We start from the raw sequence: 24785 nt of genomic DNA, 5'->3' as shown, positions 1-24785 counted from the left end.
CCCGCCACCGCACAGCGATTTCGAGCCGCAGCCGTACTCGAGACAAGGACGTCAGAATGTCGGCACTGAGCAGCAGCAACTGGGACCGTCGATCCGTACTGCGAGCCGCGGCGGGCCTCGCCGCACTGGGTCCGCTGGCCGCCTGCGGCGGCAACACCGGCCGTGAGGGCGGCGGCAGTTCGGGCAAGGGACTGGTGCAGTACTTCCACGCGTACGGGGAGGCCGGGACGCAGGAGGCCATCAAGCGGTACGCGAAGGCCTACGACGAGGCCCGCGTGACCACCCAGTGGATCACGGGCAACAACTTCGAGAGCAAGCTGTTCTCGGCGCTGCTCACCGACAACGCGCCCGACGTCTTCGAGTTCCACCCGCAGCTTCAGATGATCAAGAGCGGCCAGGTGGCGCCGCTGGACGACATCATCGCCCCGGTCAAGGACGACTTCAATCCGGCCGACATCAAGTCCCACACGGTCGACGGCAAGGTCTACGGCGTCCGGATGATCGACGACCCGCAGTTCTTCTACTACCGGAAGTCGGTACTGGAGAAGGCGGGTGTGGGGGTGCCCCAGACCCTCGAAGAGCTCGCCGAGGCCGCCGAGAAGCTCACCACCGACAAGGTCAAGGGCCTGTTCCTCGGCAACAACATGGTGTCGACCAACTACGCCCTGGTCTGGGCGGCCGGCGCCGACCAGCTCAACGCCAAGAACGAGATCGCCTACCACACCGACGACGTGGCCGCGGCGCTGAAGGTGTACCGCAAGATGTTCACCAGCGGCCACCTGCTCCTGGACGCCCCCGCCGACTACTGGGACCCGTCCGCGCTGGTCCAGGGTCTGACCGCCATCCAGTGGTGCGGCATGTGGGCCATGCCCGTGATGCAGAAGGCCCTCGGCGACGACCTGGGCATATTCCCCTTCCCCTCGGCTGCCTCCGGTGCCAAGCCCGCGGTCTACAACGGCGGTTGGTCCATGTTCGTCAACGCCAAGGGCAAGAACGTCGACCTGGCCAAGGAGTACGTGAAGTGGCTCTGGATCGACCAGAAGAAGTACCAGGAGGACTGGGCGCTCAGCTACGGCTTCCACATCCCGCCGCGCACCTCGATCGCCGAGTCCGCCACCAAGCTCAAGTCGGGCCTGCCCGCTGAGGGCGTCAAGCTCTTCACCGACTACGGGCGCTTCGACAACATCTCCTGGACCCAGGCGATGATCACCGCGCTCGAAGAAGTGATCGCCAACTCCGTCCGCAAGGGCATGGACCCGGAGAAGGCCCTGGACGCCGCCGACAAGAAGGTCAACCTCGAACTCAAGAAGCTCTTCGGATAGGCCGACGGACAACAGGTAGCGACATGTCGACCACCACGACGCGTGACGCCACGCGCCCCGCCCCGGCCAAGGTCTCCAAGACCAAGCCGCGGCGGGGCATGGGCGGCAGCACGTTCAACTTCTGGCTCTTCACCGGTCCGTTCCTCATCGGCCTGGTGATCTTCGTCTACATACCCATCGGCTGGAGCGCCTGGCTCAGCTTCTTCGAGGCGCGCTACACGGTCACGCCCGACAAGTTCATCGGCTTCGACAACTACAAGTTGATGCTGACGAACGGCGACTTCACCAAGGCGCTCGTCACGTTCACCGTGTTCGCCGTGATCATCGTGCCGGTCACCTGGGCGCTGTCGCTCGGGCTGGCACTGATGGTGCACCGGCTGCGCTTCATGAAGGCGTTCTTCCGGTCCGTCTTCTTCCTGCCGACGGCGTGCAGCTTCGTCGCCGCCTCGCTGATCTGGAAGATGTCCATCTTCAGCGGCGTCCGCTTCGGCATGATGAACACCGTTCTCAGCTGGTTCGGCGTCGAGAACATCGCCTGGCTGGCCGACCCGAACCCGCCCTGGTACTGGCTGGTCATCGTGACCGTACGGCTGTGGCTCCAGGCCGGGTTCTACATGATCCTGTTCCTGGCGGCCCTGCAGAACATCCCACCGGAGCTGTACGAGGCCGCCGCTATCGACGGCGCCAAGCCGGGCTGGCAGACCTTCAGGTACATCACGCTGCCCCAGCTGAGGGCCACCTCGACGGCGGTGATCCTGCTGCTGCTCGTGGCCGCGTACCAGGCGTTCGACGAGTTCTTCAACCTGCTGTCGAAGACGACCTGGGGCCGCCCGCCGCTAGTCGAGCTGTACTACACGGCCCTGGGCGACGACCAGGACTACGGCGCGGGCAGCGCGGGCGCGGTCATCCTGACCCTGCTGATCTGCATGGTGACCATGCTCCAGGGCAGGTTCCTGGGCTTCGGAAGGGGGGACGGCTCCAAGTGACGACCGTCATCGAAACCCGCAAGGCCGATCCCGAGCCCCCGAAGCGGCGCGAGCGCAGGCGCGACCGGCGTGGCGTGCTCGGCTCCGCCGGCCTCTACATCGCCACCGCCGTCTGCGCCCTGCTCTTCCTCATCCCCTTCTACCTGATCGTCCGCAACGCCCTGTCCACGGACGCCGAGATCACCGGTGAGAACTGGAAGTGGTTCCCGACCGACATCCAGTGGGGCAACGTCACCGAGCTGTTCGACGACCCGACGGTCCCGTTCGCCCGGTCCCTGTGGAACTCGACGGTCGTGGGCGTCCTGCACACCGTCGGCACCCTGCTGGTCTGCTCGCTGGCGGGCTACGGCCTCGCCCGCATCCCCTACAAGCACGCCAACAAGATCTTCTACGCGGTCCTGGTGACCCTGATGGTCCCGGCCGCCGTCACCTTCGTACCGAGCTTCGTGCTGGTCTCGTCGCTCGGCTGGGTGTCGAGTATGCAAGGTCTCATCGTTCCGGGGCTGTTCAGTGGTTTCACCTGCTTCCTGTTCCGGCAGTACTTCCTGGGGTTCCCCAAAGAGCTGGAGGAGGCGGCGCGCGTGGACGGGCTCGGGTACTGGGGTGCGTACTGGCGCATCGTCGTGCCCAACTCGCTGAACTTCTTCGCCGCGATCGCCACGATCACCTTCATCAGCGGCTGGAACGCCTTCCTGTGGCCGCTGGTCATCGGCCAGGACCAGGAGGCGTGGACCGTGCAGGTGGCGCTCTCCTCGTACATGACCAACCAGACCGTCAATTTCCACCTGATCTTCATGGCCACCGCCATCTCGATCCTGCCCCTGGTTCTCGTGTTCCTGTTCCTCCAGCGCTGGCTGGTGCAGGGGGTCGCGCAGACGGGCATCAAGGGCTGACCTAGGAGACCGATGTCTTTGCGCACCACCCATTCCGCCGGCGTCGACTACGTCGAGGACGTCTCGCCCGGGAGCGGCGCGCTGCCGCCCCGGGCGTGGTACGCCACCTCGGACGCCGATTCCCTTTCCCTGAACGGAAGTTGGCGTTTCCGGCTGTCGGCGACGGCCGATGCCGAGGACGAGTCGTTCGCCGCCGAGGGGTTCGACGCCGGGGACTGGCCCGAGGTGCGGGTCCCCGGGCACTGGGTCCTCCAGGGTGACGGGGGCTTCGGCGCGCCGATCTACACCAACCACCTCTATCCGTTCCCGGTGGACCCGCCGCGGGTGCCGACCGAGAATCCGACCGGCGACCATCTGCGGGTCTTCGACCTGCCGGACGGCTGGCCGGCGGACGGTGGGGCCGTGCTCCGTTTCGACGGGGTGGAGTCGTGTGCCCGGGTGTGGCTGAACGGGACGGACATCGGTGAGTTCAAGGGGTCCCGGCTGGCGCACGAGTTCGCGGTCGGGCACCTCCTGAAGGAGTCGGGGAACGTGCTCGCCGTCCGGGTGCACCAGTGGTCGGCGGGCTCGTACCTGGAGGACCAGGACCAGTGGTGGCTGCCCGGCATCTTCCGGGACGTCACGCTGCTGCACCGGCCGGCGGGCAGCGCGCTCGACTTCTTCGTGCACGCCTCGTACGACCATCTCGAAGGCACCGGGACCCTGCGCGTCGACTCCGATGTCGACGGGCGGGTGACCGTGCCCGAGCTGGACATCGATGTCGCGACGGGCGAGTCGGTGACCGTGCCGGTCCGGCCGTGGACCGCCGAGACGCCCCGGTTGTACGACGGGACGCTGGTCACCGAGGGCGAGCGGGTGCCGCTCAGGATCGGTTTCCGTACGGTCGTGCTGGCGGACGGCCTGATCAAGGTGAACGGTACGGCGGTCCTGTTCAAGGGCGTCAACCGGCACGAGTGGCACCCGGAGAGGGGCCGCGCCCTCGATCTGGAGACCATGCGCGAGGACGTGCTGCTGATGAAGCGGCACAACATCAACGCCGTGCGCACCTCCCACTATCCGCCGCACCCGGCCTTCCTCGACCTGTGCGACGAGTACGGGCTGTGGGTCGTCGACGAGTGCGACCTGGAGACCCACGGCTTCACCGAGCAGGGCTGGCGGGACAATCCGGTGGACGACGAGCGCTGGACGCCGGCGCTCCTGGACCGGGCGTCCCGGATGGTCGAGCGCGACAAGAACCACCCGTCGATCGTCATCTGGTCGCTGGGCAACGAGGCGGGCACCGGGCGCGGGCTGACCGCGATGGCCGAGTGGATCCGTGGCCGTGACCGCTCACGGCTCATCCACTACGAGGGCGACTGGAACTGCCGCGACACGGACATGTACTCGCGGATGTACGCGGACCACGCCGAGGTCGAGCGGATCGGCAAGGGCCTGGACGGCGGGCCGCTCAAGCGACGCCAACTCCCGTTCATCCAGTGCGAGTACGGGCACGCCATGGGCAACGGTCCGGGCGGACTCGCCGACTACCAGCGGATCTTCGAGGCGCACGACCGGATCCAGGGCGGCTTCATCTGGGAGTGGATCGACCACGGCGTCAAGGACGAACGGTACGGCTTCGCGTACGGCGGTGACTTCGGGGAGGAGCTGCACGACGGGAACTTCGTCTGCGACGGGCTGCTCTTCCCGGACCGCAGGCCCTCGCCGGGGCTCATCGAGTACAAGAAAGTCATCGAGCCGGTCCGTATAGAGGGCGACGGCACGAACGGCACGGTACGGGTGACGAACGCGTACGACTTCGCCGACCTCTCGCACCTGGAGTTCGAGTTCTCGTACCAGGTGGACGGATTTCCCACAGGTGCGCACCGGCTCACCGTGCCGCCGCTCGCACCAGGGGAGTCGGCCGAGGTCAAGCTGCCCGCGACCGCGCCCGACGGGCAGGGCGAGGAGGTCCAGTGGACGGTCCGCGCGCTGCTCGCCGAGGACACCTCCTGGGCGGGCCGCAGCCACGAGGTGGCGTGGGCGCAGCAGACCGTCACGCCGCGCGGGCCCGTTCCGGCGGCCACCGGAGCGCGACCCTCGGCCGACAGCGACCGGATCACCCTCGGCCCGGCCTCCTTCGACGCCCGCACCGGCGCCCTGCGGACCATCGGCACGACGGAGGTCACCGGCCTGCGCCTGGACGTGTGGCGCGCCACCACCGACAACGACGACGGCGCGTCCTGGCAGGACGACGTCCGCGACGGCGAGGTGTGGCGCAAGCTGGGCCTGCACCGCATGCGACACCGGCTGGACGCGGTGGAGTTGGCGGACGACGCGCTGACCGTACGGACCCGGGTGGCACCGGCCGGCCGGGAGGTGGGCCTGCGCACCGTGTACCGGTGGACGTCCGACGGGACACGGCTGCGCCTGACCGTCTCGGTTGGTCCCGAGGGCGACTGGACGGTGCCGCTGCCCAGGCTCGGCATCCGGCTGGGGCTGCCGGCGTCGTCCGGGGAGAACGTGACGTGGTTCGGCAGTGGTGGCGAGGCGTACCCGGACACCAGGGCCGCGGCGAAGGCGCTCTTGTGGGACGCGAACGTCGACGACCTGCAGACGCCGTACGTGCGCCCGCAGGAGAACGGCGCCCGCGCCGACGTCCGCTGGGCCGAGGTCGGAGACCTGCGGATCGAGGGCGACCCGGAGTTCTGGTTCACCGCGCGGCGGTGGACGACCGAGCAGCTGGACGCGGCCCGGCATCTGACAGACCTCACGCCGGGCGACACCGTGTGGGTCAACCTCGACCACGGTCAGCAGGGCATCGGCTCGCAGTCGTGCGGTCCCGGGGTGCTGCCGCGGTACCGGCTGCGGGTTCGACCGGCTGAATTCTCCTTTGTGTTCTCCACGGTCGACGACTGACAATGTTACCGGTCACATGACCGTCCGGTTCCCCAGCCGGACGGTCGTGTTCGTGTGTCTCCCGCTCCCCCGGAGGTTCCCCGCGTGATCGGTTCCATCGAGGTCCGTGGCCTGTCCCGGACCTTTCACACCACCGTGCGCCGCCCCGGTTTCATGGGCGCCGTCAGGTCTCTCGTCAATCCGGAACGGGTCGCCAAGGACGCCGTCTCCGACATCACCTTCGACGTCGCCCCCGGCGAACTCCTCGCCCTGCTCGGGCCGAACGGCGCGGGCAAGTCCACCACCATCAAGATGCTCACCGGCATCCTCACCCCCACGTCCGGCGAGGCCCGGGTCGCGGGCGTGGTCCCGTACCAGGAGCGCGAGCGCAACGCGCGCAACATCGGGGCCGTGTTCGGGCAGCGCACCCAGTTGTGGTGGGACCTTCCGGTGCGGGAGTCCTTCGCGATCCTGCGCGACATCTACGACGTTCCCGAGGACGAACACCGCACGCGACTGCGGGAGTTCGACGAGCTGCTCGACCTGTCCTCCTTCTGGGACACCCGCGTACGGCACCTCTCGCTGGGCCAGCGCGTGCGCTCCGACCTGGCCGCGGCTCTGCTGCACGATCCGCGGGTGGTGTTCCTCGACGAACCCACCATCGGCATGGACGTGGTGGTCAAGGAGCAGGTCCGCGAGTTCCTCCGGTACCAGGTGGAACAGCGCGGGCGGACGGTGCTGCTCACCACGCACGACATGACGGAGGTCGAGCGGCTCGCCGAGCGGGTCGTCCTGATCAACCACGGGCGGCTCGTCCTGGACGGCACGCTGGACGAGATCCGGCGGAAGTTCGGCTCGACCTGGCAGGTGCGGGTGACGCTCGCCGACCCGCACACGCCCGTCGAGGCGCTGCCGGGCATGGTGCTGGTGCGGCGCGAAGGCCCACAGGTGGTCTTCGGACCGGACGGACCCACGGCTCCGGCCATGCACCAGGCGCTGAAGCAGGTCATCGAGCGGTACGAGGTGACCGACATCGCCCTGGACGAGGCCGACCTGGAGGACGTGATGCGTGCCGCGTACGTCCAGGCGGGGGGCGAGTGACCATGGCCGTCCTCCAGGGCTGGCGGGCCGCCCGAGTCACCCCGCTCGGCGAACTCCACACCCCGCCACGCATGACCGCCGCACTGCTCCGGCTCACCGTGCAGGTGGTGCTGGTCGCCTCACTGTGGCACGGCCTGTACTCGGCCACGGGCACGACCGCCGGCCTGACCGAGGACCAGGCGGTCACGTATGCCGTACTGGCCGTACTGGCCACCCGAATAAGGGAGTTGGACCAGTACGCGGGCCGGGACACCGTGCTCCAGCACATGCACTTCGGCACGATCATCTACTGGTACCTGCGCCCGCTCCCGCCCCAGCGCTACTACGCGCTGCGGGCGCTCGGCGAGCAGCTGTACGGGCTGGTGTGGGTGCTCGCCGGATACGTGATCTGTCTGGCCGCCGGGGTCGTGGACCCGCCCAAGTCGGCTGCCGTGGCCGGGGTGTTCGCGGTCAGCGCGTTCCTGGGGCAGTGGGTTCTCTACTACGTGATGCTCGCCATCGACCAGCTGTGCTTCTGGACGCTCCGCAACGGCGCCGCGATGCTGATCCTGATCTTCGCGCAGAACCTGCTGTCCGGGGTGTACGCGCCGTTGTGGTTCTTCCCGGACTGGTTCATCACCATGAGCGGCTTCCTCCCGTTCCAGGCGACGCTGAGCGTGCCGCTGTCGCTGTACGTCGGCCGCATCGAACTGTCCGACGCGGGCCCGCAGTTGGCCGTACAGGCCGCCTGGGTGGTGGCCCTCGCCCTGCTCACCCGGCTGCTGTGGCGGCGGGCCGCCCGGCGCGTGATCTCGCAGGGAGGCTGACATGTCGACCAAGGCTCTTCGTGTCGTCTGGCGCATCACCCGGCTCAACTTCCGTGCCCAGCTGGAGTATCGCTCCGAGTTCCTGATGATGATCGCGATCGGCGCGGTCTGGCAGGTGTCGGTGATCGTGTTCGCGACCGTGCTGCTCACCCGGTTCAGCGGGATGGGCGGCTGGGACAGCTCGGACGTCCTGCTGATCCCGGCCACGCGCATGCTCGCGCACGGCCTGTTCGTGCTGTTCCTGGGACGGGTGCACGGTCTGGCGCGGCACATCCAGGAGGGGGTCATCGACACGTATCTGGTCCGCCCGATGCCGGTCTACCGCCAGCTCCAACTGTCCTACTTCCCCACCAACGCGATCGGTGACCTGACCGTGGCGGCCGGTCTGATGGCGGGCGCCCTGAGCCGCAGCGACCTGGACTGGACGGCGACGCGGATCACGTATCTCGTCGTCTGCGTGCTCGGCGGAATGCTCCTGGAAGCGGCCATGTTCACGGCGGTCGCGTGCGCCTCGCTGCGCTTCCCGGCCGCCGACTACTGGGGTCGCTGGCTGGAGGAACTGCTGGGCACGTTCGGCAGCTATCCGCTGAACGTGCTGCCCAAGGCGGTGGGCGGCTTCCTCACGTTCGGGCTGCCGCTGGCGTTCGTCGCGTACTTCCCGGCGGCGGTGCTGACCGGGCACGACACGGCTGTTCCGTACTGGCTGGCGGCCGTGTCACCCCTGCTCGGGGCGGCGGCCTATCTGGGGTCGCGGCTGCTGTGGAGGTGGAGCCTTCGGCACTACACGGGTGTGAACGGCTGAGGCGCCCGCCCCGGTGTCCTGCCATGGGCCTTCCGGGGCGACGCGGCCCTGACGGCCCTGGCACAGGCACCCCCGTGACCTGTGCAGATGGCCGCTCAGGGCCGCGTCGCCCGAGGGCCGGCGATCAGCTCAGCACTCGCCGCCCCACTCCGCGCTGTGCAGGGTGACGGGGCCCAGGAAGATGTCGACGTTGGGGTCGTTCGGGTAGTGCAGGCATCCCTGGAAGTTGCCGCCCGCCTGGGCGGTGAGGTTGAACCGGATGTGGTCCGCGCCCGGGAACCGCACACCGTTGTTGAGGATGTACATCCCGTGGTCCGAGTGCAGGTTGTACAGGTTCCCCTGCGACATCCACGTCGGCGCGCCCCACGCCACGTCGTTGTTCCAGACGCAGACGTATCCCCGGGGACAGTCCGCCGGGGCGGCCGACGCCGGTGGCGCCGAGGCCACACCCATGCCGGCCGTCATCAGCAGTGCCGCTACGCCCACGCCCGCCTTCTTGCGAAACCGTGCCTTCAAAGTTTCCTCCGTCTCAGTCACTGCCGGGCGGCTGTTGCCGTCCGGCCGCTTCCAAGTGGCCAAGCATTGCTCCTGTTCCAAGGCTCTGGTCCCTGACAGATGTCAGGGACCAGAGCCTCCCGGGTCTGCCTACAGTGCGGGGCGACGAGTACGGAACCAACCCACAGTCCGACCCGCCACGGCATCGAAAGGAACGTCATGCGCAAGATGACCGCGGCACTCGCCGCCGCCGGAGCATTCGCCCTCATGTTCACCACCGCCCAGAGCGCCGCAGCCGATGGGCACGGCCGCGGCTGGTACGGCGTGTGGGCGGACGGGGTCAACGTCCGCGACATCAACGAGGGCAACTGCATCCACTCGCCGAGCACCTCCAACTGCCCCAGCGTCATCGGCCAGATCAACTCGTGGGACGAGGTGCTGGTGTACTGCCAGATCCCGGGCCAGACAGTCGGCGGCAACCCGTACTGGGTCATGGTCGCGCCGCGGGGCTGGGACAAGTACGGGATCATCTCCAGCTACTACGTGGAGAACAACACCAACTGGATCGACGGCGTGCCCGGCTCGAACGGCTGCGCGATCTAGGGTCTGTCAGAGGGGCCCCGGGGCCTGTCAGACAGACCCTGGATCCCGGTCACCGCTCCCGTCGAAGGTCACGGGCCGTCGTGCCGTACTGGGACTTGAGGGCACGGGCCAGGTGGCGTGGGTCGTGCAGGCCCCAGCGGGCGGCTACGGCGGCTGTCGTACGGCCGTCCTGGGCGGGGTCCAGGAGGTCGCGGCGGACGCGGCCGAGGCGTTCGCCACGCAGCCAGGCCGCGAAGGGGATGCCGGTGTGGTGGAAGAGGCGGTGGAGCTGGCGGGCCGAGATGCCGTGGGCCGCCGCGACCGAGTCGACGCACAGGGACGGGTCGGAGAGGTTCGCCAGTACGTAGACGCGGATGCGGTCGACCAGTTCGGTGGCCGTGTCCATCCGGCCCGGCTCGGTCTCCGTGAAGGCCGCCAGGAGGAGGGACACCAGGGCGTCTCCCGCGTGCGCTTGCGCCGGGCCCGCCAGTTCGTCGAGGTGGCTGCCGAGGCCCTGGAGGAACGTGGCGAGCACCGCCTGCGCACCGGAGTCGGCGGGCAGGCGACGAGCCGCCCGACCTGCCACGGTGTCGGCGTGCCGCCCGAGTTCGGTGCGCGAGATGCCGACGGCCATGACGTCACAGCCGTCGGCGACGGCTAATCGGTACGGGCGTGTCATGTCGAAGACCACGAAGTCGCCGCTCTGCGCCCGGGATTGGGTGCCGCCCTGGTCCGCCGCGGCGGGCTCGGGAGACCTGTGCAGGGTGATCTTCAGCAGCTCGGGGTCGGTCGACGAGATCGCGCGCGCCGACCGCTGGACCAGATGCCCCGAGCCACGGATCCGCGCCACCGCCGCCCGTCCGACGACCGCCGCGTCGATGTCGGCCCGGAACGCGCCCGCCTCAACCCCCGTACTGGTCAACGCTCTTGGTGCCGTCACCGCTAGTGGGGCGAGGACCGTGGACGCGGCCGTCTGTAACTCGCCGACAGTGGCCTGGTGGACGTGTAAGGCGCCACCGCTCATCGAACCGCTCCCTGACTTGCCCGGGCATTTATCGGTATATCGATTGGCTCACTTGAGAGTTACCCGGTTTCCGGGCGCGAATCGGCGACGGGCCGGGCGGGAAGTGGAGACTCGCCACGCCTGCGCTTCCGTACCTTCTTCTTGGGGGAGCGACGTCGGCTGGGACCCTCACCACAGTTCCAGCCGGCTGCTCCACCACCGGCGTCACCGGCACGGCACCCGGACCTCCGCCCACACCACCTTGTACGTCCCGCCCAGGCACAGGTCCGTGCCCCACTTCTCGGCCAGCGCGGCCACGATCAGCAGCCCGCGCCCGCCCTCGTCCGACGGCTCCTGGAGCACGGGCCGCCGCTCGGTCCGCCCGTCGGCCACCTCCACGCGTACGACGTCCGCGGCGTCTCGCAGCACCAGCCGTACGCGGAAGTCGCGGCCCCTCACCCGCCCGTGCCGCACCGCGTTCGCCGCGAGCTCGGCGACGACCAGGGTCACGGACTCACTCGCCTCGCTGTCGTAGGCGAACCCCCACACGTCCATCCGGTTCGCGACCAGCCGCCGCGCGAGCCGGGCCCCTCGCGGGGTGCAGCTGAAGAGCTGCGTGAACGTACGTACGGTGTCGGGTACTTGGACCCGGATGTCTCCTTGCATGGGTCAACGGTCCCGGCGCGAGGGGCCGTCGACCAGCTCCGCCACTCGTACGCTGCACGCCGTACGAGTTCACGCTGTGGACAGTACGGGTGACGTTCCGTGACCATGTCGGAATGACCAACAGCACGACGAACGAGCCCGAGCCGTCGGACAGTTTGAAGACGTTCGGGCTGGTCCACAAGGCTTTCCGCAAGCGGGCGGGTCTGACGCAGGAGGAGTTCGCGCCGCTGGTGCGGTACCAGCCGTCGACGGTGGCGTCGATCGAGCAGGGGCGACGCTTACCTCCGCGGGTGTATGTGGAGCGGGCGGAGGAGGTGCTGGACGCGTTCGGGGTGCTGCGGGCGGCTGCGAAATACGCTACGCGGGGCCCAGGGTTGGCGTCGTGGTTTCACAAGTGGGCGGACCTGGAAGAGCAGGCGATCAGCCTCTACACGTACGAATGCCGGGTGGTCCCAGGCTTGTTGCAGACAGACGCGTATGCACGAGCGGTGATGTGGAACGTGCCGCAACGGCCGACCGACGAGCAGGTCGAGCAGCGCGTCGCCGCGCGATTCGCGCGGCAGGAGCTGCTCAGCACGAGCCGGGAGCGACCCACGGCATTCAGCTTCATCGTCGAACAGGCAGTCCTGGAACGGCATACGGGCGGCGAGGAAGTGACACGGGAGCTGATCAACCACCTGCTTCAGGTGAATGCCCAGCACTGGAACGTTGAGATCCAGCTGATGCCACTTCGGCAACCGGTGCACGCGGGTCTCGACGGACCCGTGCGCTTGCTGGAGACCCCGGAGAACGAATGGCTCGCCTACGCAGAAGGCCAGAAGACCGGCCACCTCATCAGTGACCGACAAGCAATCAGCGTGCTCCAGCAGCGTTATGCCAAGATGCGCTCACAGGCTCTCACTCCAGACGACACGGTGAGCCTGCTCCAGCAACTGCGAGGGGCGCTATGAGCACCAGCACGACCGAACTTGCCTGGTTCAAAAGCAGTTACAGCGGCTCAGAGGGCGACGACTGCGTCGAAGTCGCCGCCTCCCCCGCCGCCATCCACGTCCGCGACTCCAAGAACAGCCGCGGGCCTCAGCTCGCCCTCTCCCCCGACGCCTGGGCGGGCTTCATCTCGTCGGTCAGTGGTCCGCGCAGCACGGCGTAGGGTCCGGGACCTCGAACGGAACCAGTACCCCTCCCACCGCGGGCATCAGGGTCAGGACGAGTTCGCCGGCCTGCCACTGCGGCCGGACGTGATCCCTCGTCACCACCCCCTGCCCCGGCGGGGGTTCACCCGCCGACCCCAGTACCGTGACGCGGTCGATCGCGGAGCCGGACAGCAGCTCCGCGACCGTCACCGTGCCGGTCAGGGCGGCCGACCCGGGGTAGACGACGGCCCGGCCCACCTCGTCGGGCACGCCGGTCGTGACCTCGTACCCCTTGGCCGTGAGCAGACTCGCGGCCTCCCCGGACACCGTCGTGAACGACAGCACCACCCTCGGCCGCTCCCCGCGTACCAGGTGGGTACAGCCGAACCCGCCCTCCGCGAGGGCGAGTTCGGCTGCCAGAGCCAGCAGCAGGTGGTCGGCCGCACGCAGGTCGCGTACGTCGGTGTCGACCGTGATGACGTGCTGGTTCACGCGGGCAGGACCCACACGGGGTTCGAGTAGAACCACAGGTCGTTCCACGGGTCGGCGTCGCCGACGACGTCGATCGCGGGGCCCGCGGGGTCGACGGCCGCACCGCGCGAGCCGACGGCGGACCGCTTGCCGTCGGAGCCGCGCAGGCGGACGTAGAGCGGGCGGTCGACGCGGCCGAGGGAGTACGTGATCCGGGCCGTGCCGGTGGACTTGTTGACCTCGTACGACTTGACGACCTTGGCGGTCGGCGCGGTGAAGGTGTCCTTGTCCGCGACCGGGCCGGTGACGTCACCCTGGATGACGTCCACGCGGGCCAACTTCGGTACGAAACCGGCCCAGTTGGGGCCGTCGGCGAGGGCAATGTCCACGGTCAGGGTGACGTTCGTGCCCTTCTTGACGTGGAGCGCGCCGCCAAGGGTGGCCCAGCGGCTGCCGCCGGAGAGGCGGACGTCGAGGCCGCTGAGGAGCTGGCCGTGGTCGACCCAGACGCGGCCGGCGCGGATGCCGTCCATGACGGCGGCGTACGAGAAGCCGTCGGAGCCGACGTGGGTGCGGCTGTACTGGCCGGGCCAGTAGTCGCCCTGGGTGATGTCGATCTTGCCGCCGTAGACCGGGTCGTCGTAACGGCCGTTGGCGTTGAAGTCGCCGCCGCCGCGCGCGGCCGTGTCCGCGTAGACCTGGTGCGAGTCGGAGTTGGCACTGATCCACCAGGCCTTGCCCTCGGCGAGGAGGCTGTCCCACAGGCCGCCGACGGTGGCGGTCATCCAGTCGAAGCCGCCCCAGGTGCGGTAGCTCTCCGGCGGGTAACCGGCGAAGGAGTCGACGCTCGGGTTGTTGTCGTAGATGCCCCGGGCCCGGCCCATGCCGAGGGGCGCGGGCAGACCGGCCGCCTGGTGGCCGGGCGCGCCCTCGAAGCCGACGGCTATCTGGTGGCTCGCGGGCGTCGCGTCGCGCCAGGCGCGGATCTCGTGCGGGGAGTCGACACCGCGACGCGCCGGGTGGTTGGCGAGCATCAGCGCGTCCTTGACCTTGCGGCGCTTGACCTGCTCGCCGAGGAAGGCGAGACCCGCGATGGCGAGGGCCTCGTTGGCGGGCGAGGAGCTGGACGCGTTCTTGACGCTGCCGTCGTAGTCGGTCTCGAACTGCTTGAGGACGGAGACCTCGTTCTTGCCGGGGTGCACGAAGACCGTGCCGTGCTCGGCGCCCGGGATGTTCCACTCAAGGCCCTGGAAGACGAGGGTGTCCTCGTAGGCGTCACGGGCCGCCTTGATGTCCGGGTTGACCTTGTCCACACCGATCTTGGCGTGCGCCGCGCTGCCGTGGTCGGTGATGACCAGCCAGTCCATGCCGTGCTTGGCACCCTGGCGGACCTGGTCGACGACGGCGTACTTGCCATCGCTGCTGTACTGCGTGTGGATGTGGTGGTCACCGGCCAGCCACAAGAAGCCCTTCTTTCTCCGGCCACCGGACGCCGGCTGGGCGGCGGCGGCCGTCCCGCTCGTCGCCCCGCCGAGGACTCCAGCGGTCGCCAGGCCCGCGCCGAGCAGACCCGCGCGGCGCAGCATGGAGCGGCGCGACCGCTGGTCGGGCGTCAGGGCCTCGTCGGGCACGGAGGTGTCGAAGGCGGCCGGAAGGCTCGTACCGCCCTCGTGAGCGTGGTCGTGGTCGTGATGGTGGTGCCCGTGTCCATGCCCGTGGCTGTGCCCCATGTCGGCCTCCTGAGTCCGGCGCCGCCGGTGCGGACGCGCGTATGGAGACTCGATGCGAAACATGAACTTTGGTCAACGCCACGGTGATCGCAGGGCGACACCGACACGGCAGGTCACCTCGCCTCTCACTGTTCCCCCAACTGCCCTTGTCCGTCACACTGGTTGACCTCGAACCTGAACAGCGTTCAACTTTCTTTCGACCGCACGGATCTCCCCGATCGCCCCGATCGGCCCCGATCCACCGAATTGCGCGACCCCCGCTCCGCTCCCTGTTTCCTCCGACTGGAGACGCCCCCACCATGAAACGACTCATCGGCTCCCTGATGGCCGGCGCGCTGGCCCTCGCCGGGCTCACCGCCGCCGCCTCGACCCCCGCCGCTGCCGCCGCCCCCTCCTCCGGCACCTTCAACGTCCTCACGTACAACGTGGCGGGCCTCCCGGAGCTGCTGAGCTCCGGGAACCCGGAAGTCAACACCCCGCTGCTCGCCCCGCGCCTCGGGGCGTACGACATAGTCAACGTGCAGGAGGACTTCAACTACCACGCGGCGCTGTACGCGGGCGACAACCACCCGTACCGCACGGCGACCAGCGGCGGTGTGCCCTTCGGCGACGGACTCAACACCCTCTCGGACTACACGTTCGACGACTTCGAGCGGGTGCAGTGGAACGACTGCACGGGCACCAACTGCCTTACCCCCAAGGGCTTTTCGCTCGCGCGGGTCCGGCTGGCCGAGGGCGTCTTCGTCGACCTCTACAACGTGCACACGAACGCGGACGACACGGCCGAGGCCCACGCCGCCCGCCGAGCCAACGTCGCGCAGCTCTCGTCCTTCATTACCGCGAACTCCGCGGGCAACGCGGTGATCGTCATGGGCGACACCAACACCCGCTACACGCGCGCGGGCGACAACATCCGCCTGCTGTCGACCGCGAACGGTCTCACGGACGCGTGGGTCCAGCTGGTGCGCGGCGGCAGCGCCCCGGCCCAAGGCAGCGACGCGATCGTCTGCCCGACCACCGCGCCGACGAACGCCTGCGAGGTCGTGGACAAGGTCCTCTACCGGGGCAGCGACCTGGTGAACCTGTCCGCCTCCCGCTACAACAACGAGTGGGCGAAGTTCCTGGACTCGGCGGGCGGCAACCTCTCCGACCACTTCCCGCACACGGTCGACTTCTCCTGGACGCTGCCCGCCGAGCTCCGGGCGAGCGACACGTTCGGCGGCCCGCACGGCACGGCGTTCAACGACTCGGACGACCTTCCGGCCACTCCCTCGCCGCGCACGCTGACGCTGCGCGGTGCCTCCCGTCTGGACTCGGTGTCGCTCACGCTCGACGGCGGTACGTCCCTGACGCACGGCGGCACGGGCGGTACGGCCGCCTCGCTCACCCTCGCCTCCGGTGAGCACCTCACCTCGGTCAAGCTCACCCGGGGCCAGAAGGACGGCCGGACCCGGGTCTTCTCGGCGGCCTTCACCACCGACAAGTCCCGTACGGTGAAGGCCGGTTCGGCCACCTCCGACGCGGTGACCTACACGGCTCCGGCCGGCTGGCAGATAGTCGGCTTCACCGGCCGCTCCGGCGACGAGATCGACAAGCTGGGTGTGGTGTACGCGCCGATCGGCTGACCCCGTCGGCGCCACCCCTACTGACAAACCTCCGCCCGGACAGGTGTTGTACTGCCTGTCCGGGCGGCTGTGTGTGCGGGCTGTTCGGGAGGCCGGGCCGTTCAGGGGCTCGGCCCGTGGTGATGGCCGGTTCAGATCCTCCAGCCCAGCAGGGGGATGCGCACCCCGGTGAGCAGGCCCAGGAACATCACGAGGGAGAGGGCCAGGGCCACGGCGAGGCGCACGACGATGACGTTGTCCAGGGCGGTGCGCAGCCCGGGCGGGGCGACCCGGCCGAGGAGCCAGGTGACCGGGACCGAGCAGGCGAAGAGCAGGGCGAGCAGTTCGATCTGGTCGTCGCCGACGGGCTGGACCGGGGCGCTGGAATCGAGGTCGTAGCCCTCCGCGTACATCGCGAAGGCGAGGATCTTCCAACACAGGGCGCAGAAGAGCGTGGCGGCGGCTTCGACGGGGACGAGGCGCGCCCGGAGCCCTTCCGGGAGGTGTGACAGCAGCATGGTCGCTTTCGGGGACGTGGGGGATGTGAGGGGTGGCGGTGACGGCGGGGCCGACCGGGTATTCCGGTCGGCCCCGCCTTTTGGATCAGTTGGGCCGTGGGCTGGTCACACCCAGTTCTTGCCCTTTGCGTTGGACTTCAGTTTGTGGTTCTTCACGGCCTTCTTGCAACGGTTGCAGGCCGCTTTCTTGGCCCCGCCATAGGTCCAGGCCGTGATCTGGCCACCGATCTTCCTTCCGACGGTGTTGTTGTATTTGTCGGCCTTGGAATCGCGTTTGGCGGCGGCGGAACTGCCCGCGGCCTTTTCGTGGGCCCAGCCGAGAGACTTGGCCAAATTCGATCCCACGGCCCAGGTGAGCAGGGCCTGCCAGATGCAATGCCGGTACGCGTTCTGCTTCGGGCCGTTCTTGTAGGCGCGCTTGGCCTCTTTGAGTGCCCAGTGGGTGATGTAGATCATGTCCGCGCACCACAGGATGAAGAGCGCGCAGATAGCGGCTTCGGGAAGCAGACCGCCGATGGCGTAATTGCCGCTCAGATCGTAGCAGTTGACCGGATCACCCGAGCAGTACTCGTACGGGTTGGCATTACCGCCCGGAACGGGGTCGCGCGAGAGGAATCTGCCGGATTCCGGGTTGTAGAGGCGCGATCCCATGAGGGTGATTCCGGAAGGTGTTTCCGCGGACCGCTGTTCGCCGCCGAGCCAGCCGTAACGGGCCGGTTCCTGGCCGTCGCGCGGAATTCCGTATTCGTCCGCGTCGAAGGCCGTGGGGGCGACACTGGTGTCGAGCGGCAGCTGCAGGGCGATGTCGCCGTGCACCGAGCTGAGTTGCAGCACGGTCGAGCCGCTCTTGGCGGTGGTGGCGGCGAAGTCGCCCGACGCCGAGGAGACGTTCCGGCTCAGGGCGCCGCTCGCCGTGTCCTCCACGATCCAGCGGGGGTTGTCGCTGTCGTTGCCGTAGTGGTTGAGCTTGGAGTCGGTCTGCGTCCAGGTGGTTCCGCTGCCCGTCTCGGACGTCCAGCTCCTGAAGCGCAGCGACGAGTCGAGCTGCCACGTCTGGCGCTTGCCGCCCGAAGTGAGCGTGCGGACAAGGTCGTTGGTGTAGTACTCGGCCGTGGTGCCCGGCAGGGCGGTGGTGCGGCCGAGGGCGTCGTAGGTGTAGCCGGAGTCGGTGATCCGGTCCGCGCTGTCGTAGGTGTGGCTCTGGGTGGTTCCTCCGGTGGTGGGGCAGGCGGCGCCGGCGTCCGAGGCCGCGGTGGTCAGGGACTTGCGGTTGCTGCGCTCGTCGAAGACGTAGGCGCGGCGGGTGCACGCCTGGCCGATGGTGTCCTCGACCGTGGACATCCGCCCGACCTTGTCGTAGCGGTAGGTCTGGCCGGACCATCCGGAGTGGCGGGTGGCCTGGCCGTGCACGGACTCGCTGACGGTGTCCGCGTAGACGGCGGTGCCGTCGCTGGTGCGGGTGTAGGACCGGGCCGTCACCGCGCCGGTGGTGTCCTCGGTGACGTCCAGCGTGTAACCGCCGGGCAGCTTCTCCGAGTCGACCGAGCCGTCCGCGTCGTAGGTCGCCGAGAACGTGCCCGCCACAGAGTCGTTCGTACCGGTGGCCAGACCGCGCGGTTCCGCGGTGTGGTCGTAGGTGTACGTCACGGTGGAGGGCGCTGTGTCGGAGACCTTGACCTGGCGGTCGAGGAGGTCGTACTCCGTCGTGGTCTTTCCGCCGTCCGCGTCCGTGTAGGACGTCTGGCGGCCCAGCTTGTCGTACTCCTTGGTGATCGTGCCCGCCGTCGCCGAGGTGGTCGTGGCGATCTGGCCGTTGGCCGCGTCGTACGTGGTGGTGATCTCCGGGATCGCCGTGCCGACGGTGCCCGTGACGGCGACTTTGGTCTTGCGGCCGGCCGCGTCGTACGTGGTCGTGGTGGTGCGGGACGCGCCGTTCCCGGTCTCGACGACCTTGGCGGGGTTGCCCCAGTAGTCGTACTCGGTGGTGCTGTCGGGTACCCGGGCGGGCTGGGTGCCGCCTCCGGTGATGGCTCCGGCCGGTCCGGTCCAGCAGACCTGGTCGGCCCATTCGGGACGGCCCTTGCACATGCCGGTGCCGTCCGCGTCCCAGTAGTCGGTGACGGTGCTGGCCGCGTCGTTGCCGGTGCCGCCCGGCGGGACCAGGTCGGTGACCCGGCCCTGGGCGTCGTACCCGGTGGTGGTCTTCAGGTTGAGACCGCCGGAGTCACGGATGGTCAGCTTGGGCAGTCCCTTGACCCAGTCGTACTGGGTCTCGGTGACGCGCTTCTCCCCCATGACGGAGTAGTAGTCGCGGACCCGGGCGCCCTTGATCTCCATGGTCACCTGGTCCCGGACCGACGCCGTGCCGTCCGTGGGACGTCCGCCGTCGTACTCGTACACGGACCAGGACCGGGCGGGCACCGAGGTGCCGGCCTCGACCAGGACGGTGGATCCGTCCTTGAGGTCCTCGGTCAGGTCGACCCGGCGCAGCGGCCCGAACTCCTCCAGCTCCCGGGTGCCCTTCGCGTCGAACAGCGACACGGAGGAGAGCCACTCGGCGCGCTCGGAGGCGGCCCGGTCGATGATGCCGAGATCGGTCAGGGTCGCCTTCTGGGCGGCGGTCGTACCCAGGGCGAGCGCCCGGTTGGCGGGGCTCAGGGTGCGGACCGTGTTGCCGAAGCGGTCGTACTCGGTCATGGAGATGTGCCCGCCGGGTACGGCGGAGTTGATCTCGCGGCCCGAGACGCCGAGGTAGTGGATGTCGGCCCGCTTGTACTCGGTCGCCGCGAGGGCGCTGCCGACGTTGGACGTCGGGACGGAGTCGGCGGGGAACACCGCTGTCGCGTCGGTGGGGCCGCTGAGCTGGCCCCACGTCTTCACGTCCGAGGCGCCCATCTTGTGCGGCGCCGTGGTGCCGGTGAGCGGCACTCCGTAGACGACGCTCGTGGCGGCCTCGCCCTCGGTGACGTCCTTCGTGCCCTGCTTCAGCCCCGGCCTGGTGGCCTTGAGGAGCATGCCGTCGCCTGCGGTGGCGGCGGTTCCGGCCTTGCCGTAGATGAACGTCCAGGGGAGTTCACCGGCCGAGGTGTACTTGGTGACGCGGCCGGCCGTGTCGTATGCGTACTCGGTCTTCAGGGACGGGCTGATCTGCGGGTGCCAGGCCTGGCGCAGGCGTCCGCTGCCGTCGTACAGGAACATCTGCACGGACTTGGAGGTCGCGGTGGCCGCGCCCGGGGCCGTGGACCACAGCCGGATCTCCTTGACCTGGCCGGTGAAGTCGCCGAAGGCGCTGTCGGTGGCGGTGGTCGAGGTGGCGTACACGAACTGCAGGGAGCGGCAGCCCTTGGTCTCGGGTGCCGTGGTGCAGGTGGCGGCGGTGACGGCCGAGGTCGGCGCGATGATGCGCTGCGGCCGCGAGAGGCCGTTCGCCGTCTCGGGGACGACCGTGGTCGTGGAGTTCGACAGACCGTCGATGAGCGAGCTGGTCGCCTGCCAGGTCGTGGCGCCCGTGGGCTTGGTGAACTTGGTCGCCGTGCCCTCGGAGTCGGTCAGCGTGAAGCTGTCGGCGACGCTGCCGGTGAGGGTCAGGTCCTCCGCGCCCGGTTCCGCGATCCAGGCGGTCTTGGCGGTGTTCGCGGTGAAGTGGATGGCGTCGCCGTCCTCCAGGACGACGTCGACCGCGGTGTCGGAGGTCCTGCGTATGTACGTGTAGTCGGCGTCCGTCTGCCCGAAGGCGGTGCCGGACACCCACTCCTTGCCGAAGATCGCCGCCTGGCCGGCCTGCTGGCCGCCGCGTCCCGGGGTGCGGGAGGCGGCGGTGCGGGACACGGTCATGTTGAAGAACGACGCGTCGGTCGCCGAGAGGGTGTAGTCGCCGGTGAGCAGGTTCAGGTTGCCGGGACCGATCTCGGTGGCGGCCGCTCCCTCGGCGGTCCTGTCCACCACGACGGAGAGCGGGGCGGTGCTGGTGGCGGCCGAACTCGGGCCGGTGAAGTCGGCCTTGAGCTCTACCGTGCCGTCCGGGTCGACCGTCTCCGTGGCGTTCCAGACCAGTGCGGCGTTCTTGCCGTTCACCAGCGGTACCGGCCAGGCGGTGAGCGCCGTGCCGCCGGAGGTGACGTGCGCGGCCGGGATCACGGCCCAGTTGTCCGCCTCGGAGCGGCGCCAGGAGAAGGAGACCTTGTCGTACTTGCCGGCCTCGGCCTCGGCGAGCAGCGGCAGGCGGCGTGCGGTGCGCTCACCGTCGGCGGGCTGTACGAAGCCGCCGGCTCCGGCGTGGAAGGTGTACTCGATCGCCTCGGACTTGTTGTCGGCCTTGTCGACCGACCGCACCTGGAGGGTGTGGGTGCCGTTGCGGTCCGGGGTGACGGAGATGTTCTTGGCCGCGGCGGCGCCGCCGGTGGCGACCTTGGTCCAGGTCACGCCGTCGAGCGACCACTCCAGCCAGTTGTGGTCGGTGCCGGGCGGGGTGACGGTGAAGACACCGGCCTGGCCCGCTCCCTTGACCCACTTGTCCGCCGGGTAGTCGGTGGAGGCGACCTTCGTCGGTGCGGAGGGCGCCTTGGTGTCGACGGTGAGCGTCTTCCACGCCGACCAGCCGGTGTTGAAGTGCGTCCCGTCGTACGGCGACGTACGGAACTTGTACGTCTTGCCGTCGGTCAGCACGCCCGCGGGCACGGTCACCTGGGCGGCCTGCCCGGACGGCACGTACTTGGACACCAGAAGCTCACCGGCCTGGGTGTCCGTGGCGCTGTCGAAGATCTGGAAGGTGCCGTTGACCTTGTCGCCGTCGGCGTCGACGAAGGTGTCCCGCAGCGTCGGCGTGGTCGAGTTGACCATGTACGAACCGCCGTAGGAGAAGAACGGCGGGCCGGCCTCCTGCTTGGTGCCGGTGCGCGGCCGGTAGTTGTAGTTGACGACCAGCTTGGGCGGATTGGCGGCCGCGTTGGCGGAGTTGACGCGCTTCCACTGCGAGACGACGGACTCGTCGGCGGCGCGCAGGCCCAGGTGGCCGCGGGTGGTCTTCGCGGACGCCCACTCCTGGACGAGGGTGGTCACGTCGGCGTTGATCCAGCCGTCGGGCTGCGAGGTGCAGGCCGTGTTGCCGGTCGTCTCCGTGGAGGTGGCCTTCTTCGCGGTCATCGCCGGCCGGTTCGACCACCTGCTGGAGGTCGACGCCGCCGGGGAGGCCCAGACCTCCCACGGGTACGCCTTGCAGTCGGTGTTGGCCGAGTGGAAGTTCCACAGGCTCAGCTTGGCGTTGGTGACCAGGGCGTCCTGGATCGGCGTGCTGTTCCAGCTGATGAAGGACTGGGCGGTGCGCGGGGTGCCGTCGGCGTTCGTGGTGCCGGGGTTACCGAGGTCGAGTTCGGTGTCCGTCGAGAGGTCGACCGTCTCGCCCTGCTGCACGTAGGTGTCGAAGACGTTGCTCAGCGAGGAGGTCGACCGTGACCGGGTACGTGGTCTTCGGGTCCGCGAGGAACTTCGCGTCCGGGGTCAGGACCAGGTCGACACCGTTCTTGGTGCTGACGACCTTCATGCCGACCTTGGACTGTCGGGTGTGCTCGCCGGAGCGTTTGTCGACGGCGGCGTCCCACATCACCGGAGCGGGCATCACGGCCCGCTTCTTGTTCTTCCTGTCGGTGAAGAGCAGGCTGCCGTCCTTGAGGTGCTTGACCTTGAGGCCCTTCACCTTCAGCGGCAGCGTGTAGGAGTACCGCTTCTCCGCGGGCCGTTCCCTGACCTCGACGTACTGCTCGAAACCGGTGCGGGTCGCCTCGACGACCACGTCGCCGCCGGGCACCGCGTTCGTGTAGGTCGCGCGGTTGCCGTCGAGCTTCGGCTCGGGCAGACCGCCGCGCCACTGCAGCCGGACCTGTTGGTCGCCCTCGCCGAGGGTGACCAGGTCGCGGGCGGCGGCCTTGCTGTTGTCGGCCAGGGCGGAGAGCTTCGTGCCGCCCTTCTCGCCGAGTTCGAGCCCTCGCGGATGCGCCTTGGGCGCGACCGAGCCGTCGGCGTCCTTCACGAGGGACAGGTCCACGTCGCGCCAGTCGCCGGCGTCACGGAAGCGGACGGGACCGGCGGACAGTTCGCTGGTCAGGCTGCCGTCGGGGTTGGCCCAGGTCGTGGAGGTCTCGGTGCGCTCGGACAGGGCCTCGACGCGCTTGTCGTTCAGACGGGCCGCGACCCGCGCGGAGGCGAGGTCGGGTGCCGTGGTCGCGGCGGGCTTCTTCGGCTTCTCGACCGGCGCGACGGGCTGCCGCGGGGCGGCCAGGGCCCCTTCGGCCCCGTACATCGCGGACGTCGACATGACGACCGCCAGGCCGATCGCTATGCGGCGCAGGGTGCGTCTGCCGCTCGGGTGTATCAGCCCAGTACGTCTGGGACCGCCCCCGGATCTGTGGATGTTCACTGTCCTCCCCTAGTTCGGCCTGCCGATCAATGGCCGGCCGATGTCTTGACGCGGATGCGTCAAGCAAAGGGGGAACTTAGCGTTGATCTTGGACATTTGAAAAGGAAAGGTGAAGATCCATGGCGGACTTCGGTTGATCTTTGGCTTGATCCATTGAGTGGTGACCGGAAGTGGTCTCCGGCGCCCTGAACTGGCCGGTCAGCCGGTCCCGGTGGCGAAGGGGCCGCCGTCACCGAAGACGAGCCGTGCGAAGTTCTCGCCGATACGGCGGTGTCCCGCGGGATCGGGGTGGACCTCGTCGGGCAGCGGGAACTCGGCGTAGTCCTTCTCGCCGTAGAGGTCGCGGCCGTCGAGGTAGTACAGGTTCGGGTCGTCGGCCGCCCGCTGTTCGACGACCCGGGCGAGTTCGTCACGGATGACGTTGAGCGTCAGACGCCCGGCGGCGCGTTCGGCGGGATCGCCCGTGGCCTTGAAGCGCAGGGTTCCGCCGTCGACGTCGGGTGCGAGGGGGCCGGGGGTGTCCTCCTGGATCGGACACAGCACGGGGGACACGACCAGCAGCGGCGTGGCCGGATGCCCCTCGCGGATGGTGTCCAGAAAGCCGTGGACCGCGGGGGTGAAGGCGCGCAGGCGCATCGCGTCGGCGTTGACGACGTTGATGCCGATCTTGAGGCTGATCAGGTCCGCGGGGGCGTCCCGCATCGCACGCGCGGTGAACGGGTCGAGCAGCGCACTGCCGCCGAACCCCAGGTTGACCAGCTCAACGCCACCCCGACTTGCGGCCAGGGCCGGCCAAATGGCGGTCGGGTGGGCGGCGTTGGAGCCGTGGCTGATGGAACTGCCGTGGTGCAGCCACACCTTGCGGCCACTGTCGGGCGCCGGCTCGACGGGGGCGTCGGTGCGCAGGGCGATCAGCTCGGTGACCTCCGTGTGCGGAAGCCAGATCTCGATGTCCTTGTCACCCGCGGGCAGTTCGGCGAACCGGGCCGTGCCGGCGGGCCCCTCGGTCAGCTCGGCGGACTGCGTGACCATGTCGACGATCGTGCGTACGTTGCCGCCGGCCACCGTGGCCTGCGCGGCGAGACGCCCGTCGACCAGGAGGTCGTACACGCCGTCCGCCGGGGCCGGGAAACCTCGGTAGACCCGCCTGGTGGGCAGCGTGTCCAGTTCGACGACGGTGGCCCGGGTGCGGAAGACCAACCGCACGCCGGAGGGCTGGGCCTCGGCCACGGCGAGTCGGTCGTCGGGGATCTGGCGGCGGGCCCGGGCGGGCAGGCGGTGGGGCAGCAGGCCGTGCGGGGTCTGTTCCAGGTCCAGGAAGCCGCGCAGCATGTCCGCGGTGACGGGTGTGTTGATCCAGTCGTGTTCGGTGTTCATCGTCTCGCTC

Annotated in this window: 18 protein-coding genes and 1 pseudogene; 11 read left to right on the top strand and 8 right to left on the bottom strand. The window is 69.1% G+C overall.

Translation table 11 applies throughout. The features are described 5' to 3' along the window. Positions 1 to 56: 56 nt before the first annotated feature. The 7 genes from ACN20J_RS38630 to ACN20J_RS38600 all read left to right on the top strand — a co-directional run bounded on the left by ACN20J_RS38630 (position 57) and on the right by ACN20J_RS38600 (position 8784). Positions 57 to 1322: an ABC transporter substrate-binding protein gene (locus tag ACN20J_RS38630; RefSeq protein WP_189840727.1), complete on the top strand. Its 1266-nt coding sequence runs from the start codon at positions 57 to 59 to the stop codon at positions 1320 to 1322. A 23-nt stretch (positions 1323 to 1345) separates the two neighbouring features. After that, complete coding sequence (locus ACN20J_RS38625) at positions 1346 to 2308, top strand: carbohydrate ABC transporter permease (protein ID WP_419667697.1); 963 nt, start codon at positions 1346 to 1348, stop codon at positions 2306 to 2308. A 74-nt stretch (positions 2309 to 2382) separates the two neighbouring features. Beyond that, a complete protein-coding gene (locus ACN20J_RS38620) occupies positions 2383 to 3201 on the top strand; it encodes a carbohydrate ABC transporter permease (RefSeq protein WP_419669030.1) in 819 nt (272 codons plus the stop codon). Between the two features lie 12 nt (positions 3202 to 3213). Then, the gene (locus tag ACN20J_RS38615; RefSeq protein WP_419667696.1) at positions 3214 to 6096 is read left to right on the top strand and encodes a glycoside hydrolase family 2 TIM barrel-domain containing protein; all 2883 of its coding nucleotides are present in this window, start codon (positions 3214 to 3216) and stop codon (positions 6094 to 6096) included. Between the two features lie 84 nt (positions 6097 to 6180). After that, positions 6181 to 7176 carry an ABC transporter ATP-binding protein gene (locus ACN20J_RS38610; RefSeq protein WP_361894903.1) on the top strand — a complete coding sequence of 332 codons (996 nt, stop codon included), beginning with the start codon at positions 6181 to 6183 and terminating at the stop codon, positions 7174 to 7176. A 2-nt stretch (positions 7177 to 7178) separates the two neighbouring features. Then, on the top strand, positions 7179 to 7982 hold the full coding sequence (locus ACN20J_RS38605) for an ABC-2 family transporter protein (protein WP_055613106.1): 804 nt from the start codon (positions 7179 to 7181) through the stop codon (positions 7980 to 7982). A gap of 1 nt (position 7983) precedes the next feature. After that, positions 7984 to 8784 carry an ABC transporter permease gene (locus ACN20J_RS38600; RefSeq protein WP_055613107.1) on the top strand — a complete coding sequence of 267 codons (801 nt, stop codon included), beginning with the start codon at positions 7984 to 7986 and terminating at the stop codon, positions 8782 to 8784. 129 nt (positions 8785 to 8913) lie between these two features. On the opposite strand, the gene ACN20J_RS38595 is transcribed toward ACN20J_RS38600, so the two are convergent. Next, the gene (locus ACN20J_RS38595) at positions 8914 to 9300 is read right to left on the bottom strand and encodes a peptidase inhibitor family I36 protein (RefSeq protein WP_361894894.1); all 387 of its coding nucleotides are present in this window, start codon (positions 9298 to 9300) and stop codon (positions 8914 to 8916) included. Positions 9301 to 9498: 198 nt separating this feature from the next. Between ACN20J_RS38595 and ACN20J_RS38590 the strand changes: the two genes are divergently transcribed. Then, entirely contained in the window at positions 9499 to 9882 is a 384-nt protein-coding gene (locus tag ACN20J_RS38590; RefSeq protein WP_419667695.1) for a hypothetical protein, read from the top strand. Positions 9883 to 9931: 49 nt separating this feature from the next. On the opposite strand, the gene ACN20J_RS38585 is transcribed toward ACN20J_RS38590, so the two are convergent. Next, a complete protein-coding gene (locus tag ACN20J_RS38585) occupies positions 9932 to 10783 on the bottom strand; it encodes a helix-turn-helix domain-containing protein (RefSeq protein ID WP_419667694.1) in 852 nt (283 codons plus the stop codon). A 306-nt stretch (positions 10784 to 11089) separates the two neighbouring features. Beyond that, entirely contained in the window at positions 11090 to 11530 is a 441-nt protein-coding gene (locus ACN20J_RS38580; RefSeq protein WP_190227043.1) for an ATP-binding protein, read from the bottom strand. A 113-nt stretch (positions 11531 to 11643) separates the two neighbouring features. On the opposite strand from ACN20J_RS38580, the gene ACN20J_RS38575 reads away from it, so the two are divergent. After that, a complete protein-coding gene (locus ACN20J_RS38575; protein ID WP_055613138.1) occupies positions 11644 to 12480 on the top strand; it encodes a helix-turn-helix domain-containing protein in 837 nt (278 codons plus the stop codon). Continuing rightward, positions 12477 to 12680, top strand: a complete 204-nt coding sequence (locus ACN20J_RS38570; RefSeq protein ID WP_055613112.1) for a DUF397 domain-containing protein — start codon at positions 12477 to 12479, stop codon at positions 12678 to 12680. The genes ACN20J_RS38575 and ACN20J_RS38570 overlap by 4 nt, the downstream gene beginning before the upstream one ends. On the opposite strand, the gene ACN20J_RS38565 is transcribed toward ACN20J_RS38570, so the two are convergent. Then, positions 12655 to 13155, bottom strand: a complete 501-nt coding sequence (locus ACN20J_RS38565; protein WP_189840717.1) for a hypothetical protein — start codon at positions 13153 to 13155, stop codon at positions 12655 to 12657. The genes ACN20J_RS38570 and ACN20J_RS38565 overlap by 26 nt on opposite strands. Continuing rightward, positions 13152 to 14864 carry a PHP domain-containing protein gene (locus ACN20J_RS38560; protein WP_190227039.1) on the bottom strand — a complete coding sequence of 571 codons (1713 nt, stop codon included), beginning with the start codon at positions 14862 to 14864 and terminating at the stop codon, positions 13152 to 13154. The genes ACN20J_RS38565 and ACN20J_RS38560 overlap by 4 nt, the downstream gene beginning before the upstream one ends. Before the next feature lie 299 nt (positions 14865 to 15163). Here ACN20J_RS38560 and ACN20J_RS38555 point away from each other — a divergent pair, with 299 nt between their 5' ends. Beyond that, positions 15164 to 16489 carry a jacalin-like lectin gene (locus ACN20J_RS38555; protein WP_419667693.1) on the top strand — a complete coding sequence of 442 codons (1326 nt, stop codon included), beginning with the start codon at positions 15164 to 15166 and terminating at the stop codon, positions 16487 to 16489. Between the two features lie 131 nt (positions 16490 to 16620). Here the strand turns inward: ACN20J_RS38555 and ACN20J_RS38550 are convergent, their stop codons facing one another. The 3 genes and pseudogenes from ACN20J_RS38550 to ACN20J_RS38540 form a co-directional block, all read right to left on the bottom strand. Further along, positions 16621 to 16986: a hypothetical protein gene (locus ACN20J_RS38550; RefSeq protein WP_189840714.1), complete on the bottom strand. Its 366-nt coding sequence runs from the start codon at positions 16984 to 16986 to the stop codon at positions 16621 to 16623. Positions 16987 to 17091: 105 nt separating this feature from the next. After that, positions 17092 to 23296 (bottom strand): annotated as a pseudogene (locus ACN20J_RS38545) (DNRLRE domain-containing protein). Between the two features lie 300 nt (positions 23297 to 23596). Then, positions 23597 to 24775 (bottom strand): GDSL-type esterase/lipase family protein, encoded by a 1179-nt coding sequence (locus ACN20J_RS38540; protein ID WP_419667692.1) that lies wholly within the window; start codon positions 24773 to 24775, stop codon positions 23597 to 23599. Between the last annotated feature and the right edge of the window lie 10 nt (positions 24776 to 24785).

Origin of the sequence: Streptomyces sp. 2-1 (genome assembly GCF_048564895.1) — a bacterium.
Classification (GTDB): domain Bacteria; phylum Actinomycetota; class Actinomycetes; order Streptomycetales; family Streptomycetaceae; genus Streptomyces; species Streptomyces phaeochromogenes.
The sequence above is the reverse complement of the archived record's forward strand: the minus strand, read 5'-3'. Positions and strand labels throughout refer to the sequence as shown.